The following is a 26,735-nucleotide window of genomic DNA, read 5'->3' on the forward strand; positions in this document are numbered from 1 at the left end:
CCTCTTCCCTTTGTCGTGTCCGCTGTCATGCCCGAATGAGGTGGTGCCCGATGGCCGTCGGCCGTCCCCCGTCCCCCGATGTCGACCCGGTCCCTTCGGACGAGGGTTCCGCGCTCTCACGGCGGATACGGCGGACGGCTGTGACGACGTTCTGGAGCGCGGTCGCCGCCGTCGTGCTGGTGGTGACCCTGCCCGACGGCCGGAACGCAGCCCCGGAAGCCCACCGCGCGCCCCACGCTCCACCCGCGGTCGCCTCGTCCGCTCCGGCGGCCGAGCGGTCCTCGTCCGCCCCGCAAGACCTGGGCAAGCACCTGCCGAGGTCCCGGCCGATCCGCCTGCTCATCCCCAAGATCTCGGTCAACGCGCCCTTCACCGACCTCGCCATCGGCCCCTCGGGCCGGCTCGAACCCCCGCCGGCCCACGACATCAACCTCGTCGGCTGGTACGCCAAAGGCGCCTCTCCCGGCGAGAGGGGCACGGCGATCATCGCCGGACACGTGGACACGGCGACGTCCGCCGCGGTGTTCGTGAACCTGAGCGAGCTGGAGAAGGGCGACCGCTTCCAGGTGCTGCGAGCGGACGGGCGCAAGGCGTCCTTCGTGGTCGACAGCGTGGAGCAGTTCGACAAGGACACCTTCCCGAGCAATCGGGTCTACGCCGACACCCCCACGGCCCAGGTCCGGCTGATCACCTGCGCGGGGGCCTACGACCGTCAGGCCAGGGACTACACCGCGAACCTGGTCGTCTTCGCCCACCTCGCCTGACCCCCTCGGCCGGCCGCCGCCCAGGGCTCCTTTCCGAACCGCCGCACTCCGCGCTGACCTCGTGTCTTACAGTGACTGCGACCAGTTCCGGTGACTGAACCTGTGAGGTAGTCGCGAACCATGCCGACCGAGACGTTTGAGTTCCAGGTAGAGGCCCGTCAGCTGCTCCAGCTGATGATCCACTCGGTCTACTCGAACAAGGATGTCTTCCTGCGCGAGCTCGTCTCCAACGCCTCCGACGCGCTGGACAAGCTCCGCCTCGAAAAGCTGCGGGACGACACGCTCGACGCCGACGTGACCGATCTGCACATCGAGATCGACATCGACAAGGACGCCCGCACCCTCACCGTGCGGGACAACGGCATCGGGATGTCGTACGACGAGGTCGGGCAGCTCATCGGCACCATCGCCAACTCGGGGACGGCCACGTTCCTGAAGGAGCTGCGGGAAGCCCAGGACGCCGCCGGGGCCGAGGGGCTCATCGGCCAGTTCGGCGTCGGCTTCTACTCCGGCTTCATGGTGGCCGACGAGGTGACGCTGGTGACCCGGCGCGCCGGGGAGAGCAAGGGGACCCGCTGGACGTCGCGCGGAGAGGCCACGTACACGCTGGAGACCGTCGACGACGCGCCGCAGGGCACGTCCGTCACGCTCCACCTCAAGCCCGCCGACCCCGAGAACCAGCTGCACGACTACACCTCTCCGTGGACGATCAGGAAGATCGTCAAGCGCTACTCGGACTTCATCACCTGGCCGATCCGGATGGTCCCGGAGGCGGGGGAGGGCGACGACGCACCCGAGCCCGAGACGCTGAACTCGATGAAGGCCCTGTGGGCGCGTTCGCGTGACGAGGTGTCCGACGACGAGTACCACGAGCTGTACAAGCACATCAGCCACGACTGGCGCGAGCCGCTGGAGACCGTCCGGCTGCAGGCGGAGGGCACGTTCGAGTACCAGTCGCTGCTGTTCATCCCGTCGCACGCCCCGCACGACCTGTTCACGCGGGACTTCAAGCGCGGCGTCCAGCTCTATGTGAAGCGCGTCTTCATCATGGACGACTGCGAGGCGCTGCTGCCGCCCTACCTGCGCTTCGTCAAGGGCGTCGTCGACGCGGCGGACCTCTCGCTCAACGTCTCCCGCGAGATCCTCCAGCAGGACCGGCACATCCGGATGATGCAGCGCCGGCTGACGAAGAAGATCCTGTCCACGGTCAAGGAGATCATGACCAAGGACAAGGAGCGCTACGGCACCTTCTGGCGGGAGTTCGGCACGGTCCTCAAGGAGGGCCTGGTCACCGACTCCGACAACCGTGAGGCCATCCTCGCCGTCGCCTCGTTCGCGACCACGCAGGCCGAGGACGAGCCGACCACGCTCGCGCAGTACGTGGAGCGGATGAAGGACGGTCAGGACGACATCTTCTACATCACCGGCGAGTCCCGGCAGAGCATCGAGAACTCCCCGCACATGGAGGCGTTCCGGGACAAGGGCATCGAGGTGCTGCTGCTCACCGACCCCGTCGACGAGGTGTGGGTCGACACCGTCGGCGAGTACGAGGGCAAGAAGCTGCGGTCGGTCGCCAAGGGAGAGATCGACCTCGGCGCCGAGGGGGACGAGAAGGCCGACGAGGCGCGCGAGAAGCAGGCCGAGGAGTACGCCGGGCTGCTCGGCTGGATGCGGGAGCAGCTGGACGAGGACATCAAGGAGGTGCGCCTGTCGACGCGGCTCACCGTCTCCCCGGCCTGTGTCGTGTCCGACGCGCACGACCTGACCCCGGCCCTGGAGAACATGTACCGGGCGATGGGTCAGGAGGTGCCGCGCACCAAGCGGATCCTGGAGCTCAACCCCGACCACCTGCTGGTGAAGGGCCTGCACCAGGCGTACAAGGAGCGCGAGGACCGCGCGGGCCTCGCCGAGTCCGCGGAGCTGCTCCACACGCTGGCGGTGCTCGCCGAGGGCGGCCAGCCCAAGGATCCGGCCCGCTTCGTGAAGCTGGTGGCGGACCGGCTGGAGCGGACCCTGTAGCCCGGTGCCGTAGGCCATCCGGGCGTGAGCGCGGGCCATTGTCAGTGGCCCGCGCTAGCTTCCCAGTAGTCGGCTTCTGGCCCTGTCCTGGGAGGAATCATGGCCTCGCGTCTCAACCCCTACATCACGTTCGCCGGTGACGCCCGGCAGGCGATGGAGTTCTACAAGGAGGTCCTGGGCGGCACCCTGACGCTCAACACGTACGGCGAGTTCGGCCAGAAGGACACCCCGATGGCCGACAAGATCATGCACGGCATGCTCGAGACCCCCAGCGGCTTCACGCTGATGGGCGCCGACACGCCCACGGACGACCACAAGCCGGGCAACAACTTCTCCGTGAGCCTGAGCGGCGACGACGAGGACGAACTGCGCGGCTACTGGGAGAAGCTGTCCGACGGCGCCCATGTGACCGTGCCGCTGGACAAGCAGATGTGGGGCGACGTCTTCGGCATGTGTACGGACCGTTTCGGCATCACCTGGATGGTCAACATCGCCGGCCAGGGCGGCTGAGCGCGGGCGAGCCGCAGGAGCGCGGGGCGGATGCGGCGGTCGAGGTGCTCACCGCCGCATCCGGGTGCGCCGGGCCGGTCGGTGCTCAGGCCGTGGTCAGCTCGTAGAAGCCCCTGCCGAAGGTAGCGGCCACCAGGCGGTGGTGCCCGGCGTCGTACTCGATGTCGTCGACCGGCACCTGCGGCATGCCGCGGCCGAGGCGCAGCCAGTGGCCGCCGCCCTTGACGCTGGTGAAGACGCCCTGGTCGGTGGCGATGTGGAGGATGCCGCCGCGGGCGACGACCAGGTCGTTGACGGGCGCGGCCGGGAGGTCGCCCGACAGGTTCCGCCAGTGCCGTCCGCCGTCGGTGCTGCCGTGGACATGGGCCAGCGGGGAGCCCGAGCGGTATCCGGAATGGGTGGTCCAGACACGGTCGGGGTTCTTCGGGTCCACGACCACCCGGGTCACCCAGGGCAGTCCCTCGGCCAGCTTCGTCCAGCTCGCCCCGAGGTCCCTCGTGACCCAGACGCGGCCGTCGTCCGTTCCGGCGTAGACGGTCCGCCCGTCGGACGCCGGGGCGACCGAGGTGATCGTGCCGTAGTTGGTGTAGATCGGGTCGGGGCCCGGGCCGCCGCTCAGGTCGGGGCTGATGGGCTGCCAGGTCGCGCCGCCGTCCGTGGAGCGGTTCAGCACCTCCGAGCCGTAGTAGAGGACCTTCGGGTTCTGCGGGTCGAAGACCACCGGCGTGAACCAGTTCCGGCGCTTGTACGTCGTCCGGTCCGCGAAGTACGTGAGCGTGTCGCCGCCGTCGGTGGAGCTGAAGCAGTTGCCGTACTGGTAGCAGGCGTAGACGTTGTTCACGTCGGTCGGGTTGATCAGGTTCTCCTCGCCGTCGCCGCCGAGGTACTCGTTGAACGTCTCCCCGCCCCAGGACCGCAGCGAGCCGTTGTCCTGGGCGCCGCCCGAGATCCGGGTGACGTCCTGCGGGCTGATCGCCGCACTGTAGAGCTGGGTGTACGGCTGGTGCCGGGACTTGACCCAGCCGCCGTCGCCGCCGGCGTCGGAGCGGTAGACGCCGCCGTCGTTGCCGAGGTAGACGCGGCCCGGGTGACGCGGGTCCCACACCATGGCGTGCTGGTCGACGTGCATGCCGGTGTCGTCGGCCGTCCAGGTGCCGCCGCCGTCCTTCGTGGTCATCAGGGGCACGCCCGCCACATGGACGTGCGCACTGTCCCGGGGGTCGGTCCACACCTTGCCGAACCACCAGCCGAAGCTGGACTGCGAGCCCGTCAGAGTGTCATCGGCCGGAGTGCGGGTCCAGCTGTCGCCGCCGTCGGCCGAGGCGTAGAAGCCCTCGAAGGGGCCGCTGGTCCTGTTGACGATGGCATAGAGCTTCTCGCCCGCGACCGCGAGGCCGATGCGTCCCACGTCCGGGCCGGCCGCGGGCAGTCCGCCGCCGAGCCGCCGCCAGGTCGCGCCGTCGTCCGTGCTGCGGAAGACACCCGAGCCGACACCGCCGTACGTCCGCAGCTCGGGTGTCCTGCGGTGGTCCCACAGCACGGCGTAGAGCCGGTCGCCGTCGACGGCGATCTCGGTGGCGCCGGTGAACTCGTTGGCGCCGGCGAGGATCCGCTTCCAGGTGGTGCCGCCGTCCTCCGAGCGGTAGACGCCGCGGTCGCCGCCGCCGTTGTAGAGCGAGCCGGCCGCTGCCACGTAGATGCGGCGCGGGTTCGCGGGGTCGACGGTGATGGCGCTGATCGCGCCGGAGTCACGCAGGCCGACCGGCTTCCAGGTACGGCCGCCGTCCCGGCTGCGGTACAGCCCCGTCCCTTCGTAGGTGATGCTCCCGCCGCCCGGATTGGGCTCGCCGGTGCCGACGTACAGCGTGCCGTCGGGGCCGGTGGCCACCGCGCCCATGGCCTGCGTCCAGCTGTCGGGCCACACCGAGTGGAACGTCGCGCCGGCGTCGGTGCTGCGCCACAGCCCGCCGCTCGCGGCCGCCGCGTACACGGTGTCGGCACGCTTCGGGTCGAGGGCGAGGGAGACGACCCGCCCGCCGATGTTGGTGGGCCCGACGCTCTTCCAGCGCCCGCCGACGGTCGGCAGTTCACGGGCCTGTGCGGTGGCGAGGTCATGGGCGTGGCGCGGAAGCGACTCACCCGGCAGGGTCTTCTGGAGGTAGCGGTACTCCGCGGGGGCGGCCGGCCCACGCACCGGCCGGTACACATCGGAGGGGCCGGGCGGCGCGGCCGATCCGGACGGTGGGGTCGGTGCGGCGGCCGCGGGGGCCGCGAGTAACGCGGCCCCCGTGACCGCGGCGAGAACCAGAGACAGCAGACCTCTGCCCATGAAGCCCCTTCCATCGTCATGGCCACCTCAAGCGGCAATGACGTTACGAGAGAAGCGAGTTGAGCAGAAGGGTGCCGAACACACCAAGCGCAGCTAAAGGTTCGTACCGGCACCTTGACAGCGTGCGTACTGTTTCGCGACGTTTGAGCCTCGCCACAGGGTTCGACTTGGGGGAAAATGTGGCGAGGCGCCGATAAGCGCGCCTTGGGGGGATTCCGGGGGGAGCGGTCGCCATGCGGTCCACGAACGCCATCACGATTCACAGACCCGAGGAGCTGAGCGAGTCGCAGGTCCGGGCCTGGCACCGGGCGATGGACGAGTCGCCGGACTACGCCAATCCCTTTCTGGCGCCGGAGTTCACGATCGGTGTGGGCAGGTACCGCGGCGGAGCGCGGGTGGCGGTGCTCCACGAGAACGGCGAGGCCGTCGGCTTCTTCCCGTACGAGCGCAACGCGTACGGCGTCGGGCGGGCCATCGGGCTGGGGCTGTCCGACTGCCAGGCGCTGGTGCACCGGCCGGGCGTCACCTGGGACACCCGGCACCTGCTGCGGGCCTGCGGGCTGTCCGTCTTCGAGTTCGATCACCTCGTGGAGGAGCAGCAGCCGTTCGCCCCGTACATCACGGGGACGTTCGCCTCCCCCGTGCTCGACCTGAAGCCCGGCGAGGGCGGCTACCCGGAGTGGCTGCGGGCCACGTACCCGGGGCTGGCCAAGACGACGCTGAAGAAGGAGCGCCGGCTGGGCCGGGACGCGGGCGAGGTGCGGTTCGTCTACGACGAGCGCGACCCGCGTGTGCTGCGCACGCTCATGCGCTGGAAGTCCGCCCAGTACCGCAGGACGGGGCGGATGGACCGGTTCTCCAGACCGTGGATCGTCGATCTGGTCGAGCACCTCTTCCAGGTCCGCGAGGAGTACTTCACCGGCGTCCTGTCCGTGGTGTACGCCGGTGACCGGCCGGTCGCCGCCCACTTCGGGCCGCGGTCGCGCACGGTGTTCGCGGCCTGGTTCACCGCCTACGACCCCGAGTTCGGCTACTACTCGCCCGGACTGATGATGCACCTGAGGATGGCCGAGGCCGCGGGCCGTGACGGTGTGACGCTCATGGACATGGGACGCGGCGAGAAGGAGTACAAGGACTGGCTCAAGACCCGTGAACTCCGTGTGGCCGAAGGGTTCGCGGCGCGCGCTCACCCGGTGGCGGCGGCCCACCGGATGTGGCGCAGACCGGTGCGCGGCCTGCGGAACACGGTCCTGGCCCACCCCAGGCTGCGCGAGCCCGCCGACCGGCTGCTGAAAACCGTCGGAACACTGCGCACCTCGGGCCCGACCCATCCACCGGGCGTGGGAGCCCGCGCCCGCTGAGCCGGGCCCCGCTCGTTCGTCAACGTCACGCGTCGGCGCCGTATCCCGGCCCCTCGCTGTCTCCAACTCCCCGCACAGCGGCCTCGACCGACCCCCGCGTGTGCGCCCGCCCGCACCGGGCGATCCTTCTTCGTACCCTTCCACGGAAGAGGTGACCATGCCGTACGGATCGCGGCTCGCCGCGATGATGACACGGCGTATCGGACGCGAATGCGTCTACACGCCGTCGGCCCGACTCGCCCTGTACCTGGCGTTGCGGCGCTGGTGCCGGCCGGGCGCCCGGGTGCTGATGTCCCCGGTGAACGACGACGTGATCCTCTTCGTCGTGCTCGCGGCCGGACTGCGCCCCGTGCAGGCTCCCGTGTCCCAGTGGGACGGCAACATCGACCCGGCCGCCGTACCCGAGTCGACCTGGCGCAACGTCGACGCCGTCCTGACCACGAACCTGTACGGCATGCCCGACCGCATCGTCGAACTGCGCCGCCGCTGTGACGCGTTGGGGATCCCCCTGTTCGAGGACGCGGCGCACGCCATCGGCACGCATGTGGACGGGCAGCCGATCGGGACGTTCGGCACGGCGGCGGCGTTCAGCCTGTCCAAGCATGTGGCGGCGATGGCCGGCGGTTTCCTCGCCGTCGAGGACACGCGCACCCGGCGGGAACTGGAGCTGCTGCGCGACGACCTGCTGACGCCGCGCCGGCTGCGCGACGACCTGGCCACCACGTTGCGCCCCCTGGCGCGGTCCGCCGTCCGCACGCTCCACCTGGTGCGGCCCGTGTGGCGCACGATGCAGCGCCTGAACCTGCTGGAGCGCGACGACTTCCGGATGGCCCTGCACGCGCCCCGCCTCGCCGGCAGTGCGCGCCAGGCGCCGAGCCTGACCGCGTACGAGCCCTGGGTACGGGTCGACCTGCACGGCTTCCGCTCCCGTCACGGGGCCCTGGTCCGGGGGCAGTTGGAGCTGCGGATGTCCCTGCTCGACGGCGACCTCGCCCGGCGCCGGGCCGGTGTCTCCCTGCTGGCGGGCACCACCTGGGCCACCCCGGCCCTGCGCGACCGGGCGGCCGACGGCCCGCCGTCCCTGTTCCGGGTGCCGCTCCTGGTCCACGACCGCGACGTTCTCCTCGATCGCCTGGTGAGCCATGGTGTGGTCGCGGGATACGTCTACGACCCGCCGCTCGACGACTACGCGGGCGCCGAGTTCGTCGAACCGTCCCCCGACCCCTCCGGCGCCCGCTGGTTCGCCTCCCACACCCTGCCCGCCGACCCCCTTCTGGCCCGCAGGATCGCAGGCGCCCTGGCGAAGGAACGGGCGACGCCCGCACACCCGCCGATGCCGACCACGCCCGTGTTCGACACCACGACCACGCCGCCCACGCCCCTGGGCCAGTAGGGACCAGTAGGCAAACGGCGGTCCGCGCGCCCGGGTCCGTCCGGCGCGCGCCGCCCGGCCGCACCCTGCCTACCCTGGAGGTGTGGCTCGGTCCAACGACGAGGTCGCCGCGCTGTTCCAGGAGTACGCGGATCTGATCTCCATCACCGGAGGAGACGCGTTCAGGGCGCGTACCTACGAAAAGGCCGCTCGGTCGATCGGCGGCTATCACGCCGACGTGTCCACGCTCGACGTGAAGGGGCTCCAGGAGATCCCCAACGTCGGCAAGTCGACCGCCCAGAAGATCATCGAGTACTTCGGCACCGGCCAGGTGTCCTCCGTCGAGGAACTGCGGGCGAAGATCCCCGCCGGGGTCCGGCAGCTCACGGCGATCCCCACGCTCGGCCCGAAGAAGGCCCTGGTCCTCTACGAGGAGCTGGGCATCTCCACCACCGAGGAACTGGCGGACGCCATCCACGAGGAGCGGCTGCGCGACCTGAAGGGCTTCGGGCCGAAGACCGAGGAGAACATCCTGCACGGCATCTCCCTGCTGCAGTCCTCCGGCGACCGGGTCCTGATCGACGTCGCCATGAGCCTCGCCGAGGACATCGTCGCCGAGATGTCGCAGGTCACCGGCTGCAAGCGGTGCTCCTACGCCGGGTCGCTGCGCCGCGTCCGCGAGACGATCGGCGACATCGACATCCTCGTCGCGGCGCAGCGGGCGGAGCCGGTGATGCGGGCCTTCACCGAGCTGTCGTACGTCTCGGAGGTCATCGCGCACGGCGAGAAGAAGACGTCGATCCGCACCAGCAAGGGCCTCCAGGTGGATCTGCGCGTCGTACCGCCGGACTCCTGGGGCGCGGCCATGCAGTACTTCACCGGCTCCAAGGCGCACAACATCCGCACCCGGGAGATGGCCGTCCACAAGAAGCTCAAGCTCTCCGAGTACGGGCTCTTCGACGTCGAGAGCGGCAAGAAGATCGTCTCCGAGACCGAGGAGGACGTGTACGCCCGCCTCGGCCTGCCCTGGATCCCGCCGACCCTGCGCGAGGACCGCGGCGAGATCGAGGCCGGGCTGCGCGGCGAGCTGCCCGGCCTGATCCAGGAGGAGGACATCCGGGGCGATCTGCACACCCACACCGACCTCACCGACGGGCTCGCGTCGCTGGAGGAGATGGTCGCCGCGGCCGCCGAGCGCGGCTACGCCTACTACGCGGTCACCGACCACGGGCCCGACATGGCCATGCAGCGGATGACCGACGAGCGGATCCTGGCCCAGCGCGAACGCGTCCGCGAACTCGACCGTGCGTACGGCAAGGGCGGCAAGCGGGGCGGCATGCGGGTGCTGCACGGCGCGGAGCTGAACATCGGCCCCGACGGGGACGTCGACTGGCCGGCGGAGTTCCTCGCCGGCTTCGACCTGTGCGTGGCGTCCGTGCACTCGCACTTCAACCAGGGCCGCGAGGCGATGACCCGGCGCATCGTCCGGGCCTGCGAGAACCCGCACGTCCACATCATCGGCCACCCCACCACCCGCATCATCGGCAAGCGCCCCGCCGTCGACGCCGACCTCGACGCGGTCTTCGCCGCCTGCGCGCGCACCGGCACGGCCCTGGAGATCAACTCCCACCCCGACCGGCTCGACCTGCGCGACGAGGACATCCTGCGGGCCAGGCGGCACGGGGTGAAGTTCGCCGTCGACAGCGACGCACACGCCGTCATCCACCTGGCCAACCTGCGCTACGGCGTGGGCACGGCACAGCGCGGCTGGCTCACCGAGGACGACGTGATCAACACCTGGCCGCTGACCCGGCTGCGGCGGTTCCTGGCAGGGGCAGAAACGCTCTAGATGAACGGCGTACCCGGGTCGAGCCCGGACAGCACCCGGCCGTAGATCTCCAGGTTGGTGGCCGGATTCACGAACGAGTGAAGACTCAGCGCGTGCAGGTCGCGCACGGCCCGCTGGACGGGCACCTCCCGGTGCAGCGACGAGGCCCCGGACGCGGAGCCCAGCAGATCGACGGCCTCCTTGCACAGGCGCGTGACATAGCCGCTCTGCGCCCGGATCCTGGCCCGCTCCTCGGGCGTGTACGGTTCGCCGGACCCGGCCCGCGCCTCGATCAGGGCGACGTAGTCGGCGGTCAGCAACTCGGCGCAGGAGATCTTCATGGCCGCCTCGGCCACCTGGAGATGGGTGACCGTCGCCTCGTTCTGGCGCTGGTGGAAGGTGTACGTGATGCCCCGCCGGTGACTGCGCTCGGTGAACTCCGCCAGCGCCGAGCGGGCCAGGCCGAGCGCGATCGGCGCGGTCCAGGCGCAGAACAGCAGCAGGACGGGCATCCGGTAGAACGGGTCCTCGGCGTTGGCCTTCGACGGGAACGCGCCGCCCAGCAGCGGCCCGACCGGCAGGACCCGGTGAGCGGGCACGAGCACGTCCCGCGCCACGACGCTGTTGCTGCCGCTTGCGGCCAGCCCCGAGACGTACCAGTCGTCGAGGATCTCCAGCTCGGCCATCGGTACGGCGGTCCACAGCACCTCGGGCGGCCCGTCGCCGGACTCGGACCGGACGCGGACCGTCAGGAGGTGCCAGTCGGCGTCGTGGCAGCCGGTGGCGAAGGCGGACGTGCCGCTGACGACGTAGCCGTCGTCCGAGCGGACCGCCGTCGCGTCCGGGACGAGCGTGCCGCCGACCCTGACGTCCGGGCTGGTGAAGATCTCGTCCTGCGCCTCGTCGGGGAACAGCGCCGCGATGTAGGAGCAGCCGGCCTGGATCATCGTCTTGAACGCGGTCGAGCCGCAGGCCGCGGCGATCTCGGCGACCGCGTCCACCTGGGTGCGCAGCCGGCTCTGGTGGCCGCCGTACCGCCGGGGGACGTTCATCCGGTGGATCCCGGCCTCCGCCAGCGCGGCGGCGACCTCTGGCGCCACCCGCCGCTGCTGTTCCGCGCGCACCGCGTGTTCGCGGACGAGTGGCCGCAGGGAGCGTACCCGCGCCACTAAATCCGCATCGGTACCGGCTGCTGCCATGGCGACCTCCCGGGAGCGACGGGTCATCACCGTGACGCGGATTCCGCGGGCTGTCAACGCCCCCTCCAGGAGCCGGAGTTGAGGCATTCCACTATCCAGAGCCGTCCGGCGATCTTGTCCGTTTGAGCCGGGGCCGGGGAGGGCAGCGTGCCGACGGTGGGCGGAAGCCGTACGGGTCGGGCTTTGTCCATCTCGCCGCAGAGGGGTTGTCCTGACATTAGGTCCCTGCCTAGGGTCGCCCTCGAAGTGCAAGCGCTTTCTGAAGCGGGCTGTCCGCCGGCCGTCCGAGGAGAACTGCATGTCCCCAAGTCCCGCCCGCCGCCGCGTCGCCGTGATCGGCACCGGCGCCATCGTCAGCGGCAGCCATCTCCCCGCGCTGAGACACCACGCGGACCGGGTGGAGCTGGTCGCCGCCGTCGATGTGGACCAGGCCCGGCTGGACGCCTTCCGGCAGCTCGCGGGCGAGCAGGTCGCCGGATACACCTCGACGGACGCCATGCTGGACGCCGTACGCCCCGACCTGGTCCTGATCGGCACGCCGCCGTCGCTGCACCGGGAGCAGACGGTCGCCGCGCTCAAGGCGGGCGCCTGGGTCCTGTGCGAGAAGCCGCTGTGCCTGTCGCTCGCCGAGTACGACGACATCGCGGCGGCCGAGGAGGCGTCGGGGGCGTACGCGTCGGTGATCTTCCAGCACCGGTACGGCTCCGGCGCCGTGCACGCGCGTGAGCTGATCGCGGACGGTGAGCTGGGCGCCCCGCTGGTCGCGCACTGCCAGACGACCTGGCACCGCGACGCCGCGTACTACGCGGTGCCGTGGCGCGGGAAGTGGGCCAGCGAAGGCGGCGGGCCCACCATGGGGCACGGCATCCACCAGTTCGACCTGCTGCTGCATCTGCTCGGCCCGTGGGCGGAGATGCGGGCCATGGCCGCGCGCCTGGTGCACGACACGGAGAGCGAGGACGTCTCGACGGCCCTCGTCCGGTTCGAGAACGGCGCCCTGGCCACCGTCGTCAACAGCGTGCTGTCCCCGCACGAGGTCAGCCGCATCCGCATCGACTGCGCCGACGCGACCGTCGAGCTCACCCACCTGTACGGCCACCGCAACGACGACTGGGTCTACACCCCGGCCCCGCACGTCCCCTCCGAGCGCGCGACCGCCTGGCGCAGCCCCGCGGCCGACCTGCCCAGCTCGCACACGGCACAGCTCGGAGCCCTCCTCGACGCCTACGACAACGGTGTCCGCCCGCCCGGCAGCGGCCCGGACGCCCGGGCCACCCTCGACTTCGCCGCGGCCCTCTACAAGGCCGCGTTCACGGGCCGCCCCGTGCTCGCGGGCGAGATCACGCCCGGCGACCCCTTCTACCCGGCCATGCACGGCGACCACCCCCACTGGGCCCCCAAGGAGCGCGCATGAGCATCCGCGTCACCCACGCGCACGGCGACCACATCTCGGTGACGGCCGCGAACGGCACCGAGATCCTGCGGTACGTCTACCGCCCCGACCCGGAGGCCTTCGAGTCCCGCAAGCCCTATGCCCATCCCGTGCGCACCCTCGCAGGGCACACCGTGACCGGCTACCGGCCCAGCGACCACCGCTGGCACAAGGGCCTGCAGATGACGGCGAGCCATCTGTCGGGGCAGAACTTCTGGGGCGGCAACTGCTACGTGCACGGCCAGGGTTACCTGCCCCTGCCGGAGCGGGTCGGCTCGATGCGGCACGACGGCTTCGCGCAGTTCACGGTCGCGGACGACCGGCTCTCCTTCAGTGAGGAGCTCACCTGGGTCGAGAACGGCGGCGCGGAGTGGGCGCGGGAGGTGCGCGGCATCGCCGTCCACTCGGTCGACGAGGAGGCGGGTGCCTGGGCCCTGGACTGGTCGATCAAGCTGACCAACGTCCGTGACCAGCCACTCGCGTTCGGCTCCCCGACGACCGCGGGCCGGGAGATGGCCGGCTACACGGGCCTGCAGTGGCGCGGACCGCGCGACTTCACCGGCGGTACCGTCCTCGCCCCGCAATCCGACGCGGACGCCGAGAAGCTGATGGGCAGTCAGGGCCCGTGGCTCGCCTTCACCACCGAGCACGACGACGTCGACGGCCACTCCACGATCGTCTTCGCGCACGCGCCCGAAAACCTCGACGAGCGGTCCGCGATCCACGAGTCGCACTGGTTCGTCCGCTCGGAGCCGTTCCCGACGGTGGCGTTCTCCTGGGCGTTCTTCGAGGAGTTCGAGCTGCCTGCGGGCGAGTCCTTCGCGTACCGCTACCGCGTGGTCTTCGCCGACGGGGCCTGGGACCGGGAGCGGGTGGGCGCTCACCTGGAGGGGCTGCCGTGGTGAAGCCGGCCCTTCCGCATCCCCTGCCCGGCGCCGTCGGCCTGTCCCACCTCAGCGCCTACGACTGGGAGGCCGCCGACGGCGTGTGCGGCGGCAGCCCGCATCTGCATCTGGTGTGCACGGAGGCGTACGTCGTCACGGGCGGGCGGGGCGCCGTGCAGACGCTGAGCCCCGACGGCTACCGGGAGATCCCTCTGGAGCCGGGCTCGGTCGCCTGGTTCACGCCCGGGACCGTGCACCGGATGGTGCAGGGCGGGGATCTGCGCGTCACGGTGCTGATGCAGAACAGCGGGCTGCCCGAGGCGGGGGACGCCGTCTTCACGTTCCCGCCGGACGTGCTGGCGGATGCGGAGCGTTACGCGGCCGAGGCCACGCTCCCGCCCGGCACGGGACCGGACACGGCGGCTGCCGCGCGGCGCCGCAGGGACCTCGCCGTCGAGGGCTACGTCTCCCTGCGGGAGGCCCTCGTCGCCGGTGACAACGGCCCGTACCTGGAATTCCAGCGCGCCGCGGCCAGGCTGGTGCGGGCCAAGGTGCCGAAGTGGCAGGAGCTGTGGCGGGCGGGTGCGCGCGCCACGGCCGAGCGCACGGGCGCCCAGCTGGATGCGCTGGAGGCGGGCGAACCGGCGTATCTCGGCGAGGCGACCGCGTACGAGGCCGAGCCCACCAGGGTCGGCGGATTCGGGATGTGCGGTCGCCGGGACGAGTACAACCTGCCAGGGACCACGCTGCCGTACCAAGGCGAGTAACAGCCTCAGGGGGGCCGGAGGGGGGCCAACAGAAGGACCGAGGAGAAGAGAGGTGACCTCGGCATGCCCGGACACAGGACAAAGGGGTTCTGCGCATCGGCCGCCGCACTCGTGCTCTGCGCGGTGCCGGCCGGCTGCTCAGGATCCGGGGAGTCGGTCGGCGGCGGCAAGGTCGTGCTGCGCTACACGTGGTGGGGCAACCCCGACCGCGCGGAGCGGACCGAGCAGGCCGTCGCCCTGTTCGAGAAACAGCACCCGGACATCCGGGTACAGACGTCGTTCTCGGCCTACGAGGCCTACAAGCAGAAGCTCGCCACCCAGGCCGCGGGCGGCGACGCCCCCGACGTGATGCAGCTCGACTACCGGCAGATCGACCAGTACGCCTCCGGCGGCGTCCTGCTCGTCCTGGCGCGGCAGAAGGCCGTACTGCGCACCGGTGAGATCGACCCGGGACTGCTCGCCACCGGCCGGCTGGACGGCAGGCAGTACGCGATTCCGCAGGGCCGCGGCACCGAGACCGTCGCCTACGACGTCAAGGCGTGGAAGGAGTCCGGCGTGCCGCTCCCGGGCAGGAGCTGGACCTGGAGCGAATGGGCCGACACCATGCGGGCGTTGGCGGAGAAGACCGGCAAGCCCGGCGCCACCGACCCCGGCCAGAGCGAGGACGCCTTCGAGGTGTGGCTGCGCGGCCGGGGCAAGTCCCTCTACACGAAGGACGGCCGGCTCGGCTTCACGGCCGACGACCTCACCCGCTGGTGGACCTTCACCGACACACTCCGGCGTGAGGGAGTCGTCTCGCCCGCCGAGCAGACCACGCAGCTCGACGGCTCCGTGGAGAACACCCCGCTCGGGCGCGGCAAGGCCGTCACCGACGCCAACTGGGACGCACCCGCCAGCGGCTTCCTCGCCCTGATACCGAGCGGCATCGCGCTCGCCCCGATGCCGACCGGCGAGGACGGCACCCCCGGCCAGTACTTCAAGCCGTCGATGTTCCTCGGCGTCGGCGCGGGCACCGCTCACCCGAAGGAGGCCGCCCAGCTCGTCGACTTCCTCATCAACGACGCTAAGGCCGCGAAGATCCTCGGCGCCACCCGCGGCATACCGGTCAACGAGTCCGTCCGCGAGTCGATCGAGCCGCAACTGAAGGACTTCGACAAGACGATCTCCGCCTACCAGGCCTCCCTGGAGGGCTCCCTCAAGGACCCGCCGCAGGCCCCGCCCTCGGGTGACAACGCCCTGCAGGCCACCTTCCAGCGCGACTACGACCAGGTGTCGTACGAGCGCATGTCGCCCCGCGAGGCGGCCGAGAACTACATCACCGAGGCGAAGGCGGAGCTGAGGTCATGACCACCACCACGATCCCCACCAAGGCGCGGCCCGCCACCGCCGCCACCCCGAAACGCCGTCCCAGGCGCGAACGCCAGGGCCCCGCCTGGGTGTTCCTCTCCCCGTGGGTGCTCGGCGCGACCGTCCTGACCCTGCTGCCGATGGCCGTGTCGCTGTACCTGTCCTTCACCGACTACGACCTGTTCAACCCGCCGCGCTGGGTGGGACTGCGCAACTACGTCCAGATGTTCACCGAGGACCCGCGCTACTGGCGCTCGGTGCTGACCACCCTGACGTACGTCGTCATCGCCGTACCCCTGCAACTCGCGCTCGCCCTCGTCGTCGCGCTCGCCCTGAAGGGCATGAGACGCGGCAAGGGCTTCTACCGGTCCGCGTTCTATGCCCCCTCGCTGCTCGGCGCGTCGATGTCCATCGCCCTCGTCTGGCGCGCCGTCTTCAACGACGGCGGCACCGTGGACAACCTGCTCGGCACCGGCGGCTGGGTCAACAAGCCCGGCTGGGCACTGCTCGCCGTGGCGCTGCTGACGGTGTGGCAGTTCGGGGCCCCGATGGTCATCTTCCTCGCGGGCCTCCAGCAGATCCCCGGCGAGCTGTACGAGGCGGCGGCCGTGGACGGGGCCGGGAAATGGCGGCAGTTCCTGTCCGTCACCGTGCCCATGCTGTCCCCGGTCCTGTTCTTCAACCTCGTTCTGCAGACCATCCAGGCCTTCCAGGTCTTCACACCCGCCTTCGCGCTCAGTGCCGGCAAGGGCGGCCCCGCCGACTCGACCCTCGTCTACACCCTCTACCTCTACGACCGCGGCTTCGTCGCCTCCCACATGGGCTACGCCTCCGCCATGGCGTGGGTGCTGCTGATCGTCATCGGCGCCGTCACGGCGGTGCTGTTCCGCACCTCGCGCTCCTGGGTCTTCTACGCCTCCGAGGGGGACCGATGACATCGACCGCCGTAGCCCACAAGCCGGTTCGCCGGGGCCGGATCGTCCTGCACGTCGGCTGCCTGGTCGCGCTGCTCGTGATGCTCTACCCGCTGGCGTGGCTGCTGGCCACCTCGCTCAAGCCCGCCGACGAGGTCATCGCGAGCCTGAACCTGCTGCCCAGCCACCTGGAGTGGTCCAACTACAAGACCGCGCTCGACGGCGTGAACGACGTCTCGATCTGGCGGCTGCTCGGCAACTCGCTGCTCATCGCGGGCGGCGCCGTCCTCGGCAACGTGATCAGCTGCTCGCTCGCCGCCTACGCCTTCGCGCGCCTCAGGTTCCGCTTCCGCGGACCGCTGTTCGCCTTCATGATCGCGACGATCATGCTGCCGCACCACGCGGTGCTGATCCCGCAGTACATCATCTTCAACCAACTCGGCCTGGTGAACACCTACTGGCCGCTGATCCTGCCGAAGTTCCTCGCCACGGAAGCCTTCTTCGTCTTCCTCATCGTGCAGTTCATGCGTGGACTGCCGCGCGAGCTGGAAGAAGCGGCCCGCATCGACGGCTGCGGCCCCTTCCGCAGCTTCTTCAAGGTGGTGCTGCCCCTCACCCGCCCCGCGCTGATCACCACGGCGATCTTCACCTTCATCTGGACGTGGAACGACTTCTTCACCCAGCTCATCTACCTCTTCGACCCGGACAAGTTCACGCTCACGCTCGCCCTGCGGTCGTTCGTGGACGCCTCCAGCACCTCGGCGTTCGGCCCGATGTTCGCGATGTCCGTGATCGCGCTGCTGCCGATCGTGCTGTTCTTCCTCGCCTTCCAGCGTTTCCTGGTGGAGGGCATGGCGAGCTCCGGGCTCAAGGGGTGAGCGGGATGCGTGACCTTTCCTCCCGTGAGCCGGGCGAGGTCTTCGGCCCGCGGATGACCCTGTTCGCCGACATGCTGAGCGTCGGCCTCGCGACAGCCGTCGTGAGCCTGCCCGTGGTGACGCTCCCGGCCGCGTTGTCGACCGCGTGCGCGGTGCTGCGAGGCGCGGGGGAGGGGCAACCGGCCACCGCCGGGAGGTACTTCGAGCTGCTACGGCGACGGCTGCGGGCCGGTGATCTCATGGCGGGCGCCGTCGCCCTCGCGGGCGCGCTGCTGTTCGCCGCCGACCTGGCGCTGGCGGGGGCGGGGCTGCCGGGGGCGCCGCTGTTCGCGGTGGCGGCGGGTGCCATCGGGGCGGCAGCCCTGGTCGTGGGTCTCAGGGCCTGCGCCCGCCCCGAGTCGCTCACGGACTGGCCGACTGCCGTGCGGGAGGCAGCGCGGGACGGTGTGGCGGACCCGGGCGGCAGCGGACTGGTGCTGCTGGCGGTCGCGACGGCCGCCCTGTGCGCGTGGATGCTGCTGCCGCTCGCCTTCCTGGCGCCGGGACCGTTGGCCTTGGCCCTGACTGCGGTTCATATCCGACGGGCCGGCATGTCCAGGAGCGGCTGAGAGACCGTACAGGAAGACAAGGGGGCGCCGCTTGCGCGGCGCTCCCTTGCTTCGTGAGGAGCCAGTCGGTAGGAGTCAGTTCGCCGCCCGGAACGACCGCAGCCGCAGCGAGTTGGCCACGACGAAGACCGACGAGAAGGCCATGGCCGCTCCGGCGATCATCGGGTTGAGCAGTCCGGCCGCGGCGAGCGGCAGGGCGGCGACGTTGTAGGCGAAGGCCCAGAACAGGTTCGACCGGATGGTGCCCAGCGTCCTGCGGGCGAGGCGGATCGCGTCGGCGGCGACGCGCAGGTCACCGCGCACCAGGGTCAGGTCACCGGCCTCGATCGCGGCGTCCGTGCCGGTGCCCATGGCCAGGCCCAGGTCGGCCTGGGCCAGTGCGGCCGCGTCGTTGACGCCGTCGCCGACCATGGCGACCGAACGGCCCTCGCCCTGCAGCCGCTTGACGACATCGGCCTTGTCCTGCGGCAGCACCTCGGCGATGACCTCTTCGGGCGCGATGCCGACCTCACGGGCGACGGCGTCGGCGACGGCCTTGTTGTCGCCGGTCAGCAGGATCGGGGTGAGGCCCAGGGCGCGCAGCCGGCGGATCGCCTCCGGGCTGGTTTCCTTCACCGCGTCGGCGACCTCCAGGACCGCCCGCGCCTCCCCGTCCCAGGCGACCGCGATGGCGGTACGACCGGATGCCTCGGCCTCGGACTTGACCCGCCGCAGGTCCTCCGGCAGTTCCATCGCCCAGTCCTCCAGCAGCCGCTCCCGGCCCACCAGGACGGCGTGACCGTCGACGATGCCCTGGACGCCGAGACCGGGCACGTTCGCGAAGTCCTCCGGCGTCGGCAGCGACCCCAGCTTCTCCAGCGCGGCGTCGGCCACCGCGCGGGCGATCGGGTGCTCGGAGGAGTGCTCCAGCGCCCCGGCGAGCCGCAGGACTTCGGCCTCGCCGGGGTTGTCCGCGGCGTGCACCGCCAGCAGCGTCATCCGGCCGGTGGTGACGGTGCCCGTCTTGTCGAGGACGATCGTGTCCACCTTGCGCGTGGACTCCAGCACCTCCGGGCCCTTGATCAGGATGCCGAGCTGGGCACCCCGCCCGGTGCCCACCATCAGCGCGGTCGGCGTGGCCAGCCCCAGGGCGCACGGGCAGGCGATGATCAGTACGGCGACCGCGGCGGTGAAGGCTGCGGCCGGTCCGGCTCCGTTGCCGAGCCAGAAGCCGAGGGTGCCGAGGGCGAGGGCGATGACGACCGGCACGAAGACGGCGGAGATCCGGTCCGCGAGCCGCTGCGCCGCGGCCTTGCCGTTCTGCGCGTCCTCCACCAGCGCGGCCATCCGGGCGAGTTGGGTGTCGGCGCCCACGCGGGTGGCCTCGACGACGAGGCGACCGCCCGCGTTGAGCGTGGCGCCGGTGACCGGGTCGCCCTCGGCGACCTCGACCGGCACGGACTCGCCGGTGAGCATCGAGGCGTCCACCGCCGACGAACCCTCGACGACCGTCCCGTCGGTGGCGATCTTCTCGCCGGGACGCACGAGGAAGCGGTCGCCGACCTTCAACTCCGAGACCGGAACGGTCTGTTCGGTGCCGTCGGCGCGCAGGACGGTGACGTCCTTGGCGCCCAGTTCCAGCAGGGCCTTGAGCGCGGCGCCCGCCCTGCGCTTGGAGCGGGCCTCGAAGTAGCGCCCGGCCAGGATGAAGGCGGTGACTCCGGCGGCCGCCTCCAGATAGATGTTCCCGGAGCCGTCACCGCGGGAGATGGTCAGCTCGAAGGGGTGCGTCATGCCCGGCTCGCCCGCGCTGCCGAGGAACAGCGCCCACAGCGACCACAGGAACGCGGCCGACGTACCGACCGATATCAGCGTGTCCATGGTGGCGGCGCCGTGCCGCAGATTGGTGAACGCCGCCTTGTGGAAGGGCCATGCCGCGTACGTCACGACGGGCGCCGCCAGAGTCAGCGACAGCCACTGCCAGTACTCGAACTGCAGGGCGGGGACCATGGCCATCGCGATGACGGGGACGGCCAGCGTCACGGCGGTGACCAACCGCTGCCGCAGGGGCCGTAGTTCATCGTCGTCCGTGCTGTGCTCCGGGGCGTCGCGCACGGGCGGTGCAGGCTCCTGCGCGGTGTACCCGGTCGCCTCGACGGTGGCGATCAGGTCCTGGACGGAGGTGTCGCCGCCGTAGCTGACCTTGGCCTTCTCGGTGGCGTAGTTGACGGTGGCGGTCACGCCGTCCATGCGGTTCAGCTTCTTCTCGATGCGCGCCGCGCACGAGGCGCAGGTCATGCCGCCGATGGCGAGTTCTACCTCGGTGGTGGGGTGGGACGCGGTGGTGGTCATCGCTGCTCCTCGTGCGGGGTGGGGTCCGGGGCCCGGTGCGGCCGAGCCCCGGACGGTTCGGGGGCGGGTCAGGCGGCGCGGCCGGTCAGCTCGTAGCCGGCTTCGTCGACGACCTCGGCGATCCGGGCGTCGTCGGGCTCGGCGGTGCTGGTGACGGTGACCTGGCCGGCCGCGAGATCGACGCCCACCTCGGTGACGCCGTCCAGCTCGCCGATGACCTTGGTGAGGGTGGCCTTGCAGTGGCCGCAGCTCATACCGGAGACGGCGTAGGTGGTCGTGGACATGGGTCCTCCCGGGTGTGCGGTTGCGTGTCGGCCCCGATAAGGCATGCCATACGGGGCGGGGGTATGCTTGCCGGAGTCCTGTATACCCCCAGGGGGTAAGTAATGCAAGGTCTGAATCGGGCTTGACTTAGTACCCCCCGGGGGTATGGTGAGCTGCATTGAAAGCCCATACCCCGTCCTTCCGAAGGGCCTGGACCACAGGAGACCGCCATGCATGCCGGACTGAAGATCACCGCGTTCGCCGCCGCGCTGGCCGCGACCTTCGGCACCGCCTACGGCGTGGGCAAGGGCCTCGACCCCGTGGTCGATGACCCCACGCCGGCCCGCCACGACAGCCACACCGAGGCGTCGTCGGCGCCGGAGGGAGGGGGCGGCCACGGCGGGCATCAGGCCGAGCCGCCCGGCGGGCTGCAGATCTCCGAGGGCGGCTACACCCTCGACCTGAGGACCCCGAACGTCACCGCCGGGACCCGCGCCGACCTGCGCTTCGTCATCCGCGACAGCGGCGGCCGCGCCGTCACCGCCTACCAGCGCGAGCACGACAAGGAACTCCACCTCATCGTGGCCTCACGCGATCTGGTCACCTACCGCCATCTGCACCCCACCCGCGCCGCCGACGGCACCTGGAGCATCCCGCTCGAACTGCCCCGCGCGGGCGGCTACCGCGTCTTCGCCGACTTCACCCCGGCGAAGAAGGGTGCCGAGAACCTCACCCTCGGCGCCGACCTGGCGGCCTCGGGCTCCTACCGGCCGCAGAAACTGCCCGCGTCGAACTCCACCGTGAGGATCGACGGCTACGAGGTCCGTCTGAGCGGAGGTCTGCTCCCCGGCAAGGCGAGCGAGCTGAAGCTGAACGTCTCGCGGGGCGGCCGCCCGGTGACGAACCTCCAGCCCTACCTCGGTGCCTACGGCCATCTGGTCGCCCTGCGCTCCGGCGACCTCGCCTACCTCCACGTCCACCCGAACGGCGAACCCGGCGACGGCACGACGAAGCCCGGCCCGGAGATCTCGTTCACGGCCACGGCGCCGAGCGGCGGCACGTACCGCCTGTTCCTCGACTTCAAGCACGAGGGCGAGGTGCACACCGCGGCGTTCACGGTGCGGGCCGGAACCTCGGCCACCGCACAGAAGCCAAGGGGGTCAGCGCACGAGTCCGCAGAGGGGACCGAGTCCGCGCACGCGGAAACCCCCGGACACGGGCACTGAGGGGTGCGCTGGATGTGCACCCGAGGCCGCCCGCCACGCCGTCCCCCATCTCCCGCGACCACGCGCGTGGAGACCGGCCCCGACGTCACCGCCGGGATCTATCTCCAGGGCGGCACCTGACCGCGCGTCTCATCCCAGGGCACGGTCCAGGTTGAAGGCCGCACTGATCAGCGCGAGATGGGTGAACGCCTGCGGGAAGTTGCCCTGTTGCTCGCCGGTCCGGCTGATCTCCTCGGCGTACAGGCCCAGATGGTTGGCGTACGTCAGCATCTTCTCGAAGGCGAGCCGGGCCTCGTCGATCCGACCGGCCCGGACCATGGCCTCGACGTACCAGAACGAGCAGATCGAGAACGTGCCCTCGTCGCCGCGCAGTCCGTCGGGGCTGGCCGTCGGGTCGTAGCGGTAGACCAGCGAGTCGGACACCAGCTCCTGGGTGAGGGCGTCCAGGGTGGACAGCCACTTGGGGTCGGTCGGCGCGATGAACTTCGACAGCGGCATCATCAGCACGGCCGCGTCGAGCACGTCGCCGTCCTCGTGCTGGACGAAGGCCTGGCGCCGCTCGGACCAGCCACGCTTCATGATCCGCCGGTAGATGGCGTCCCGGCACTCCCGCCAGCGCGGCAGATCGGCGGGCAGGCCGCGCCGGTTGGCCATGCGGATGGCCCGCTCGATCGCCACCCAGCACATCAGCCGCGAGTACAGGAAGTTCTTGCGGCCGCCACGGGTCTCCCAGACGCCCTCGTCGGGCTGGTCCCAGTTCGCGCACACCCAGTCCACCAGTCCGCACACGTCGTCCCACTGGTCGCTGGAGATCGGCTCCGCCCACTTGTCGTAGAGGTAGATGGAGTCGATCAGCGCGCCGTAGATGTCCAGTTGGAGCTGGTCGGCCGCGGCGTTGCCGATCCGCACCGGGGCGGATCCGCGATGTCCCTCCAGGTGGTCGAGTTCGCGCTCGGTGAGATCGGTGCGGCCGTCGATGCCGTACATGATCTGCAGCGGACCGGCGTGACAGCCGTCGCCCCGGCTGACGTACTGGGTCAGGAACCTCATGAACGCCTCGGCCTCACCCGTGAAGCCCAGCCGCAGCAGGGCGTACACGCAGAACGCGGCGTCGCGCACCCACACGTACCGGTAGTCCCAGTTGCGCTCGCCGCCGAGCTGCTCGGGCAGGCTTGCCGTCGGTGCGGCCACGATGGCGCCGGTGGGCGCGTAGGTGAGCAGCTTCAGGGTGAGGGCGGAGCGGTGCACCATCTCCCGCCAGCGGCCCCGGTACTTGGAGGCCGACAGCCAGCGCCGCCAGTACGCCACCGTGCTGTTGAACTGCTCCTCGGCCTCGATCCGCGCGCACCGGCGCGGGGTCAGCTCGCCGCCCACCTGGTCCAGTGCGAACACCGCCGACTCGCCCTGGGCGAGCTTGAACTCGGCGCACGTGTCCAGGCCGTCGACCTCCAGCGGCACGGTCGCGGTCAGCCCGAGCGACAGCTTCTCCGACTCGAAGACTGCGACGTCGCCGACCATCCGGACGGTGTGCGGCGCGGCGCCGTAGTCGAAACGCGGCGCCACGCGCGTCCGGAACGGGATGGACCCGCGGACGCACACCACACGCCGGATCAGCCGGTGGCGTTCCGCCTCGACCGAGTCGCCGTCGACCGGCATGAAGTCCTGCACCTCGCCGACGCCGTCGGCGGTGAAGAACCGTGTGATCAGGACGTTGGTGTCGGGGAAGTAGAACTGCTTGGTCTTCGCCGGCACCGCGGCCGCCAGCTCGAAGCATCCGCCCCGCTCCGCGTCCAGGATCGCCGCGAAGACGCTCGGAGCGTCGAAGGCCGGGCAGCAGTACCAGTCGATCGTGCCGTCCGTCCCGACCAGGGCCACACTGCGCAGATCGCCGATCAGTCCGTGCTCGGCGATCGGCAGATACCGCGAAGCCGCCGGTCCGCCGTGGTCGATCGGTGTCGTGCTCATCGCAGCCTCCCTGGGGCCCGCCATGCGCCTCGCACCCAGCGTAGGTCGCATCGGGCGGACGAGTGCCCGGATCGGGCGCGGGACCGCCGGTCAGACCGCGATGACCTTCAGACCCGCCTCCTCGAAGCGCCGCACCGTCTCCGTGTCGACCGCGGTGTCCGTGACCAGCGTGTCCACCGCGTCGGCCGCGCAGATCCGGGCGAACGCCCGTCGGCCCAGCTTGCTGGAGTCCGCGGCCACGATCACCCGCTCGGCCCGCTCGCACAGCAGCCGGTTGATCGCCGCCTCCGCCTCGTCGTGCGCGGCGGCGCCGTGCGTGACGTCGAAGGCGACGACGCCGAGCACCGCCACGTCGATCGTGATCTGGGCGAGCACCCCGTCCGCGAGCGGTCCGACGAGCTCGTACGACTGGGGGCGCGCGACCCCGCCGGTCACCACGATCTTGAACTGGGGTCGCACGGCCAGCTCATTGGCGATGTTGAGCGCGTTCGTGACGACGGTCAGCGCGGGCGTCCCGGACGCCAGGTCGCCGCGCACGGCCAGGGCGCGCGCCACCTCGGTGGTCGTGGTCCCGCCGGTCAGCCCGACCGCCTCGCCGGGCGCGATGAGGCCGGCCACCGCCTTCGCCACGCGCTGCTTCTCGGAGGCGTGCCGGGCCGTCTTGTAGCGCAGCGGCAGTTCGTACGACACCCCGTGCACGACCGCGCCGCCCCGCGTGCGGACGAGCATCTGCTGCTCGGCGAGCTGGTCGAAGTCGCGCCGGATCGTGGCGGCCGAGACCTGCAGCTCGGCGGCCGCCTGCTCGACGTCCAGCCGGCCCCGCTCGACGAGCAGCTCCAGCAGCGCCTTCCAGCGGTCATCGCGCGACATCCGCCCTCCCTTCCTCGATCTCCGGCGACCTTAGCGCACACCACTCCTGCAGAATTGCTTGATGTTGCTCGAAACTCGGCGATATCTTGCAGGAACAATCAGGATCGGGGAGGGTGGCGGTATGACACATGTCGAGGACGAGCTGAGCAGCCAGCCCGAGTGCTGGACCCGCGCCGCGGCGGAGGCGACCGGCCTCGGCGGGGTCCTGCCGGCGCCGGGGGAGCGGGTCGCGATCGTCGGCTGCGGGACGTCGTACTTCATGGGGCAGGCGTTCGCCGCACTGCGCGAGGGATCGGGCCAGGGGGAGACGGACGCCTTCGCCGCGTCGGAGTTCCCGCAGGGGCGGGCCTACGACCGGGTCCTCGCCCTCAGTCGCTCCGGCACCACCACCGAGGTCCTCGACCTGCTCGACCGGTTGAAGGGGCGGACGCGCACCACGGCCGTCACCGCCGACCCGGACACGCCCGTCATGGCGTCCGCGGACGAGGTCGTCGTCCTGGACTACGCGGACGAACGGTCCGTAGTGCAGACCCGGTTCGCCACCACCGCTCTCACCCTGCTCCGCGCCCACCTAGGCCTGCACACCGACGCGGCCGTGGCCGACGCCCGCACCGCGCTCGCCACCGACCTGCCCGAAGGGCTCGCGCAGTGCACCCAGTTCACCTTCCTGGGCCGTGGCTGGACCGTCGGCCTGGCCAATGAGGCCGGGCTGAAGATGCGCGAGGCGTCGCTGTCCTGGACCGAGGCCTACCCGGCGATGGAGTACCGGCACGGCCCGATCAGCATCACCACGGACTCCACCGCCACCTGGATGTTCGGCGAGGCACCCGAGGGGCTGGCCGACCAGGTGCGCGCCACGGGCGGGTGGTGGATCGAGGGCCGCCTCGACCCGCTCGCCGAACTGGTGCGCGCCCAGCGGCTCGCGGTCGCCGTCGCCGCGCTGCGCGGTCTGGACCCGGACCGGCCGCGCCACCTCACCCGCTCGGTCATCCTCGCGCCCTAAGGAGAGCTCGTGCCCCTCGTGACCACCGGTGAGCTCATCAGCCGCGCCGCACAGGCCCGCTCCGCCGTCGCCGCCTTCAACATCATCACCCTGGAGCACGTCGAGGCCGTCATCGCCGGTGCGGAATCCGTGCGCTCACCCGTCGTCCTCCAAGTCAGCGAGAACGCCGTCAAGTTCCGCTACGGACGGCTGCTGCCGCTGGCCCGCGCCGCCGTCGCCGCCGCCGAGCGCGCCGCCGTCCCGGTCGCCCTGCACCTCGACCACGTCCAGAGCGACGACCTCCTGCGCCAGGCCCCAGCTGCCGGCTTCAGCTCCGTGATGTACGACGCGGCGCGCCTGCCGTACGCCGACAACCTGGCCGCGACGAAGGCGGCCGTCGACTGGGCGCACGCCCAAGGCCTCTGGATCGAGGCCGAGTTGGGGCGCCTCGGCGGCAAGAACGGTGAGCCGCCCCTCGATGCCCACGCCCCCGGCGCCCGCACCGACCCCGCCGAGGCCCACGCCTTCGTCACCGACTCCGGCGTCGATGCCCTCGCGGTCGCCGTCGGCAGCTCCCACGCCATGACCACCCGCACCGCGACCCTCGATCACGACCTCCTCAAACGCCTTGCCGCCACGCTGGACGTCCCCCTCGTCCTGCACGGCTCCTCCGGCGTGCCCGACACCGAACTGACCGCGGCGGTCGCGGGCGGCATCGCCAAGGTCAACGTCGGCACGGCCCTCAACATCGCCATGACGGCAGCCATCCGCGACTTCCTCGCCGCCCACCCCGAGGCGGTCGACTCACGCAAGTACCTGAGTGTGGGGCGGGAGGCGATGGTGCAGGCGGTGGCCCGCATCATCCAGGTGCTGGGGTCCCCGTGA

The 26,735-nt window shown here is 71.1% G+C and carries 22 protein-coding genes; 16 read left to right on the plus strand and 6 right to left on the minus strand.

The window, feature by feature from the left end:
* Positions 1–50 precede the first annotated feature (50 nt).
* The 3 genes from ACIBU0_RS41285 to ACIBU0_RS41295 all read left to right on the plus strand — a co-directional run bounded on the left by ACIBU0_RS41285 (position 51) and on the right by ACIBU0_RS41295 (position 3,293).
* Complete coding sequence (locus tag ACIBU0_RS41285; protein WP_398829225.1) at positions 51–764, plus strand: class F sortase; 714 nt, start codon at positions 51–53, stop codon at positions 762–764.
* Between the two features lie 120 nt (positions 765–884).
* Positions 885–2,783: a molecular chaperone HtpG gene (htpG, locus tag ACIBU0_RS41290; protein ID WP_398829228.1), complete on the plus strand. Its 1,899-nt coding sequence runs from the start codon at positions 885–887 to the stop codon at positions 2,781–2,783.
* A gap of 99 nt (positions 2,784–2,882) precedes the next feature.
* On the plus strand, positions 2,883–3,293 hold the full coding sequence (locus ACIBU0_RS41295; RefSeq protein WP_398829230.1) for a VOC family protein: 411 nt from the start codon (positions 2,883–2,885) through the stop codon (positions 3,291–3,293).
* Positions 3,294–3,378: 85 nt separating this feature from the next.
* Here the strand turns inward: ACIBU0_RS41295 and ACIBU0_RS41300 are convergent, their stop codons facing one another.
* Positions 3,379–5,622 carry a WD40/YVTN/BNR-like repeat-containing protein gene (locus tag ACIBU0_RS41300; protein ID WP_398829233.1) on the minus strand — a complete coding sequence of 748 codons (2,244 nt, stop codon included), beginning with the start codon at positions 5,620–5,622 and terminating at the stop codon, positions 3,379–3,381.
* A 233-nt stretch (positions 5,623–5,855) separates the two neighbouring features.
* Between ACIBU0_RS41300 and ACIBU0_RS41305 the strand changes: the two genes are divergently transcribed.
* From ACIBU0_RS41305 to polX, 3 genes are all read left to right on the plus strand, one after another.
* Positions 5,856–6,983 (plus strand): GNAT family N-acetyltransferase, encoded by a 1,128-nt coding sequence (locus ACIBU0_RS41305; protein ID WP_398829236.1) that lies wholly within the window; start codon positions 5,856–5,858, stop codon positions 6,981–6,983.
* A 157-nt stretch (positions 6,984–7,140) separates the two neighbouring features.
* The gene (locus ACIBU0_RS41310; protein ID WP_398829239.1) at positions 7,141–8,376 is read left to right on the plus strand and encodes a DegT/DnrJ/EryC1/StrS family aminotransferase; all 1,236 of its coding nucleotides are present in this window, start codon (positions 7,141–7,143) and stop codon (positions 8,374–8,376) included.
* Between the two features lie 82 nt (positions 8,377–8,458).
* Entirely contained in the window at positions 8,459–10,204 is a 1,746-nt protein-coding gene (polX, locus tag ACIBU0_RS41315) for a DNA polymerase/3'-5' exonuclease PolX (RefSeq protein WP_398829241.1), read from the plus strand.
* Here the strand turns inward: polX and ACIBU0_RS41320 are convergent.
* Positions 10,201–11,382, minus strand: coding sequence for a flavin-dependent monooxygenase (locus tag ACIBU0_RS41320; RefSeq protein WP_398829243.1), 1,182 nt, complete (start codon positions 11,380–11,382; stop codon positions 10,201–10,203). The two genes, polX and ACIBU0_RS41320, sit on opposite strands and share 4 nt — an antisense overlap.
* A 298-nt stretch (positions 11,383–11,680) precedes the next feature.
* Here ACIBU0_RS41320 and ACIBU0_RS41325 point away from each other — a divergent pair, with 298 nt between their 5' ends.
* The 7 genes from ACIBU0_RS41325 (at position 11,681) to ACIBU0_RS41355 (ending at position 18,212) form a co-directional block, all read left to right on the plus strand.
* Positions 11,681–12,796 carry a Gfo/Idh/MocA family protein gene (locus ACIBU0_RS41325; protein WP_398829246.1) on the plus strand — a complete coding sequence of 372 codons (1,116 nt, stop codon included), beginning with the start codon at positions 11,681–11,683 and terminating at the stop codon, positions 12,794–12,796.
* On the plus strand, positions 12,793–13,719 hold the full coding sequence (locus ACIBU0_RS41330; protein WP_398829248.1) for a PmoA family protein: 927 nt from the start codon (positions 12,793–12,795) through the stop codon (positions 13,717–13,719). The genes ACIBU0_RS41325 and ACIBU0_RS41330 overlap by 4 nt, the downstream gene beginning before the upstream one ends.
* On the plus strand, positions 13,713–14,465 hold the full coding sequence (locus tag ACIBU0_RS41335; protein WP_398829250.1) for a cupin: 753 nt from the start codon (positions 13,713–13,715) through the stop codon (positions 14,463–14,465). The genes ACIBU0_RS41330 and ACIBU0_RS41335 overlap by 7 nt, the downstream gene beginning before the upstream one ends.
* 63 nt (positions 14,466–14,528) lie before the next feature.
* Positions 14,529–15,812 (plus strand): ABC transporter substrate-binding protein, encoded by a 1,284-nt coding sequence (locus ACIBU0_RS41340; RefSeq protein ID WP_398829252.1) that lies wholly within the window; start codon positions 14,529–14,531, stop codon positions 15,810–15,812.
* Positions 15,809–16,747, plus strand: coding sequence for a carbohydrate ABC transporter permease (locus tag ACIBU0_RS41345; protein ID WP_398829254.1), 939 nt, complete (start codon positions 15,809–15,811; stop codon positions 16,745–16,747). Before ACIBU0_RS41340 ends, ACIBU0_RS41345 begins: the two co-directional genes overlap by 4 nt.
* Positions 16,744–17,604 (plus strand): carbohydrate ABC transporter permease, encoded by an 861-nt coding sequence (locus ACIBU0_RS41350; protein ID WP_398829256.1) that lies wholly within the window; start codon positions 16,744–16,746, stop codon positions 17,602–17,604. The genes ACIBU0_RS41345 and ACIBU0_RS41350 overlap by 4 nt, the downstream gene beginning before the upstream one ends.
* 5 nt (positions 17,605–17,609) lie before the next feature.
* The gene (locus ACIBU0_RS41355) at positions 17,610–18,212 is read left to right on the plus strand and encodes a hypothetical protein (RefSeq protein ID WP_398829258.1); all 603 of its coding nucleotides are present in this window, start codon (positions 17,610–17,612) and stop codon (positions 18,210–18,212) included.
* Between the two features lie 75 nt (positions 18,213–18,287).
* Here the strand turns inward: ACIBU0_RS41355 and ACIBU0_RS41360 are convergent, their stop codons facing one another.
* Together ACIBU0_RS41360 and ACIBU0_RS41365 are read right to left on the minus strand one after the other, a co-directional pair.
* Positions 18,288–20,543 carry a heavy metal translocating P-type ATPase gene (locus ACIBU0_RS41360; RefSeq protein ID WP_398829260.1) on the minus strand — a complete coding sequence of 752 codons (2,256 nt, stop codon included), beginning with the start codon at positions 20,541–20,543 and terminating at the stop codon, positions 18,288–18,290.
* A 68-nt stretch (positions 20,544–20,611) separates the two neighbouring features.
* Complete coding sequence (locus ACIBU0_RS41365; RefSeq protein ID WP_398829262.1) at positions 20,612–20,827, minus strand: heavy-metal-associated domain-containing protein; 216 nt, start codon at positions 20,825–20,827, stop codon at positions 20,612–20,614.
* Between the two features lie 210 nt (positions 20,828–21,037).
* On the opposite strand from ACIBU0_RS41365, the gene ACIBU0_RS41370 reads away from it, so the two are divergent.
* Positions 21,038–22,033: a hypothetical protein gene (locus tag ACIBU0_RS41370; RefSeq protein ID WP_398829264.1), complete on the plus strand. Its 996-nt coding sequence runs from the start codon at positions 21,038–21,040 to the stop codon at positions 22,031–22,033.
* 129 nt (positions 22,034–22,162) lie between these two features.
* Here the strand turns inward: ACIBU0_RS41370 and ACIBU0_RS41375 are convergent, their stop codons facing one another.
* Together ACIBU0_RS41375 and ACIBU0_RS41380 are read right to left on the minus strand one after the other, a co-directional pair.
* Positions 22,163–23,998 (minus strand): glycoside hydrolase family 15 protein, encoded by a 1,836-nt coding sequence (locus tag ACIBU0_RS41375; protein WP_398829266.1) that lies wholly within the window; start codon positions 23,996–23,998, stop codon positions 22,163–22,165.
* Positions 23,999–24,088: 90 nt separating this feature from the next.
* Positions 24,089–24,868, minus strand: a complete 780-nt coding sequence (locus ACIBU0_RS41380; RefSeq protein ID WP_398829269.1) for a DeoR/GlpR family DNA-binding transcription regulator — start codon at positions 24,866–24,868, stop codon at positions 24,089–24,091.
* A gap of 121 nt (positions 24,869–24,989) precedes the next feature.
* Here ACIBU0_RS41380 and ACIBU0_RS41385 point away from each other — a divergent pair, with 121 nt between their 5' ends.
* Complete coding sequence (locus ACIBU0_RS41385; protein WP_398829271.1) at positions 24,990–25,871, plus strand: SIS domain-containing protein; 882 nt, start codon at positions 24,990–24,992, stop codon at positions 25,869–25,871.
* Positions 25,872–25,880: 9 nt separating this feature from the next.
* A complete protein-coding gene (locus tag ACIBU0_RS41390) occupies positions 25,881–26,735 on the plus strand; it encodes a ketose-bisphosphate aldolase (RefSeq protein ID WP_398829273.1) in 855 nt (284 codons plus the stop codon).

The organism is Streptomyces sp. NPDC049627, assembly GCF_044465645.1.
Lineage (GTDB): Bacteria > Actinomycetota > Actinomycetes > Streptomycetales > Streptomycetaceae > Streptomyces.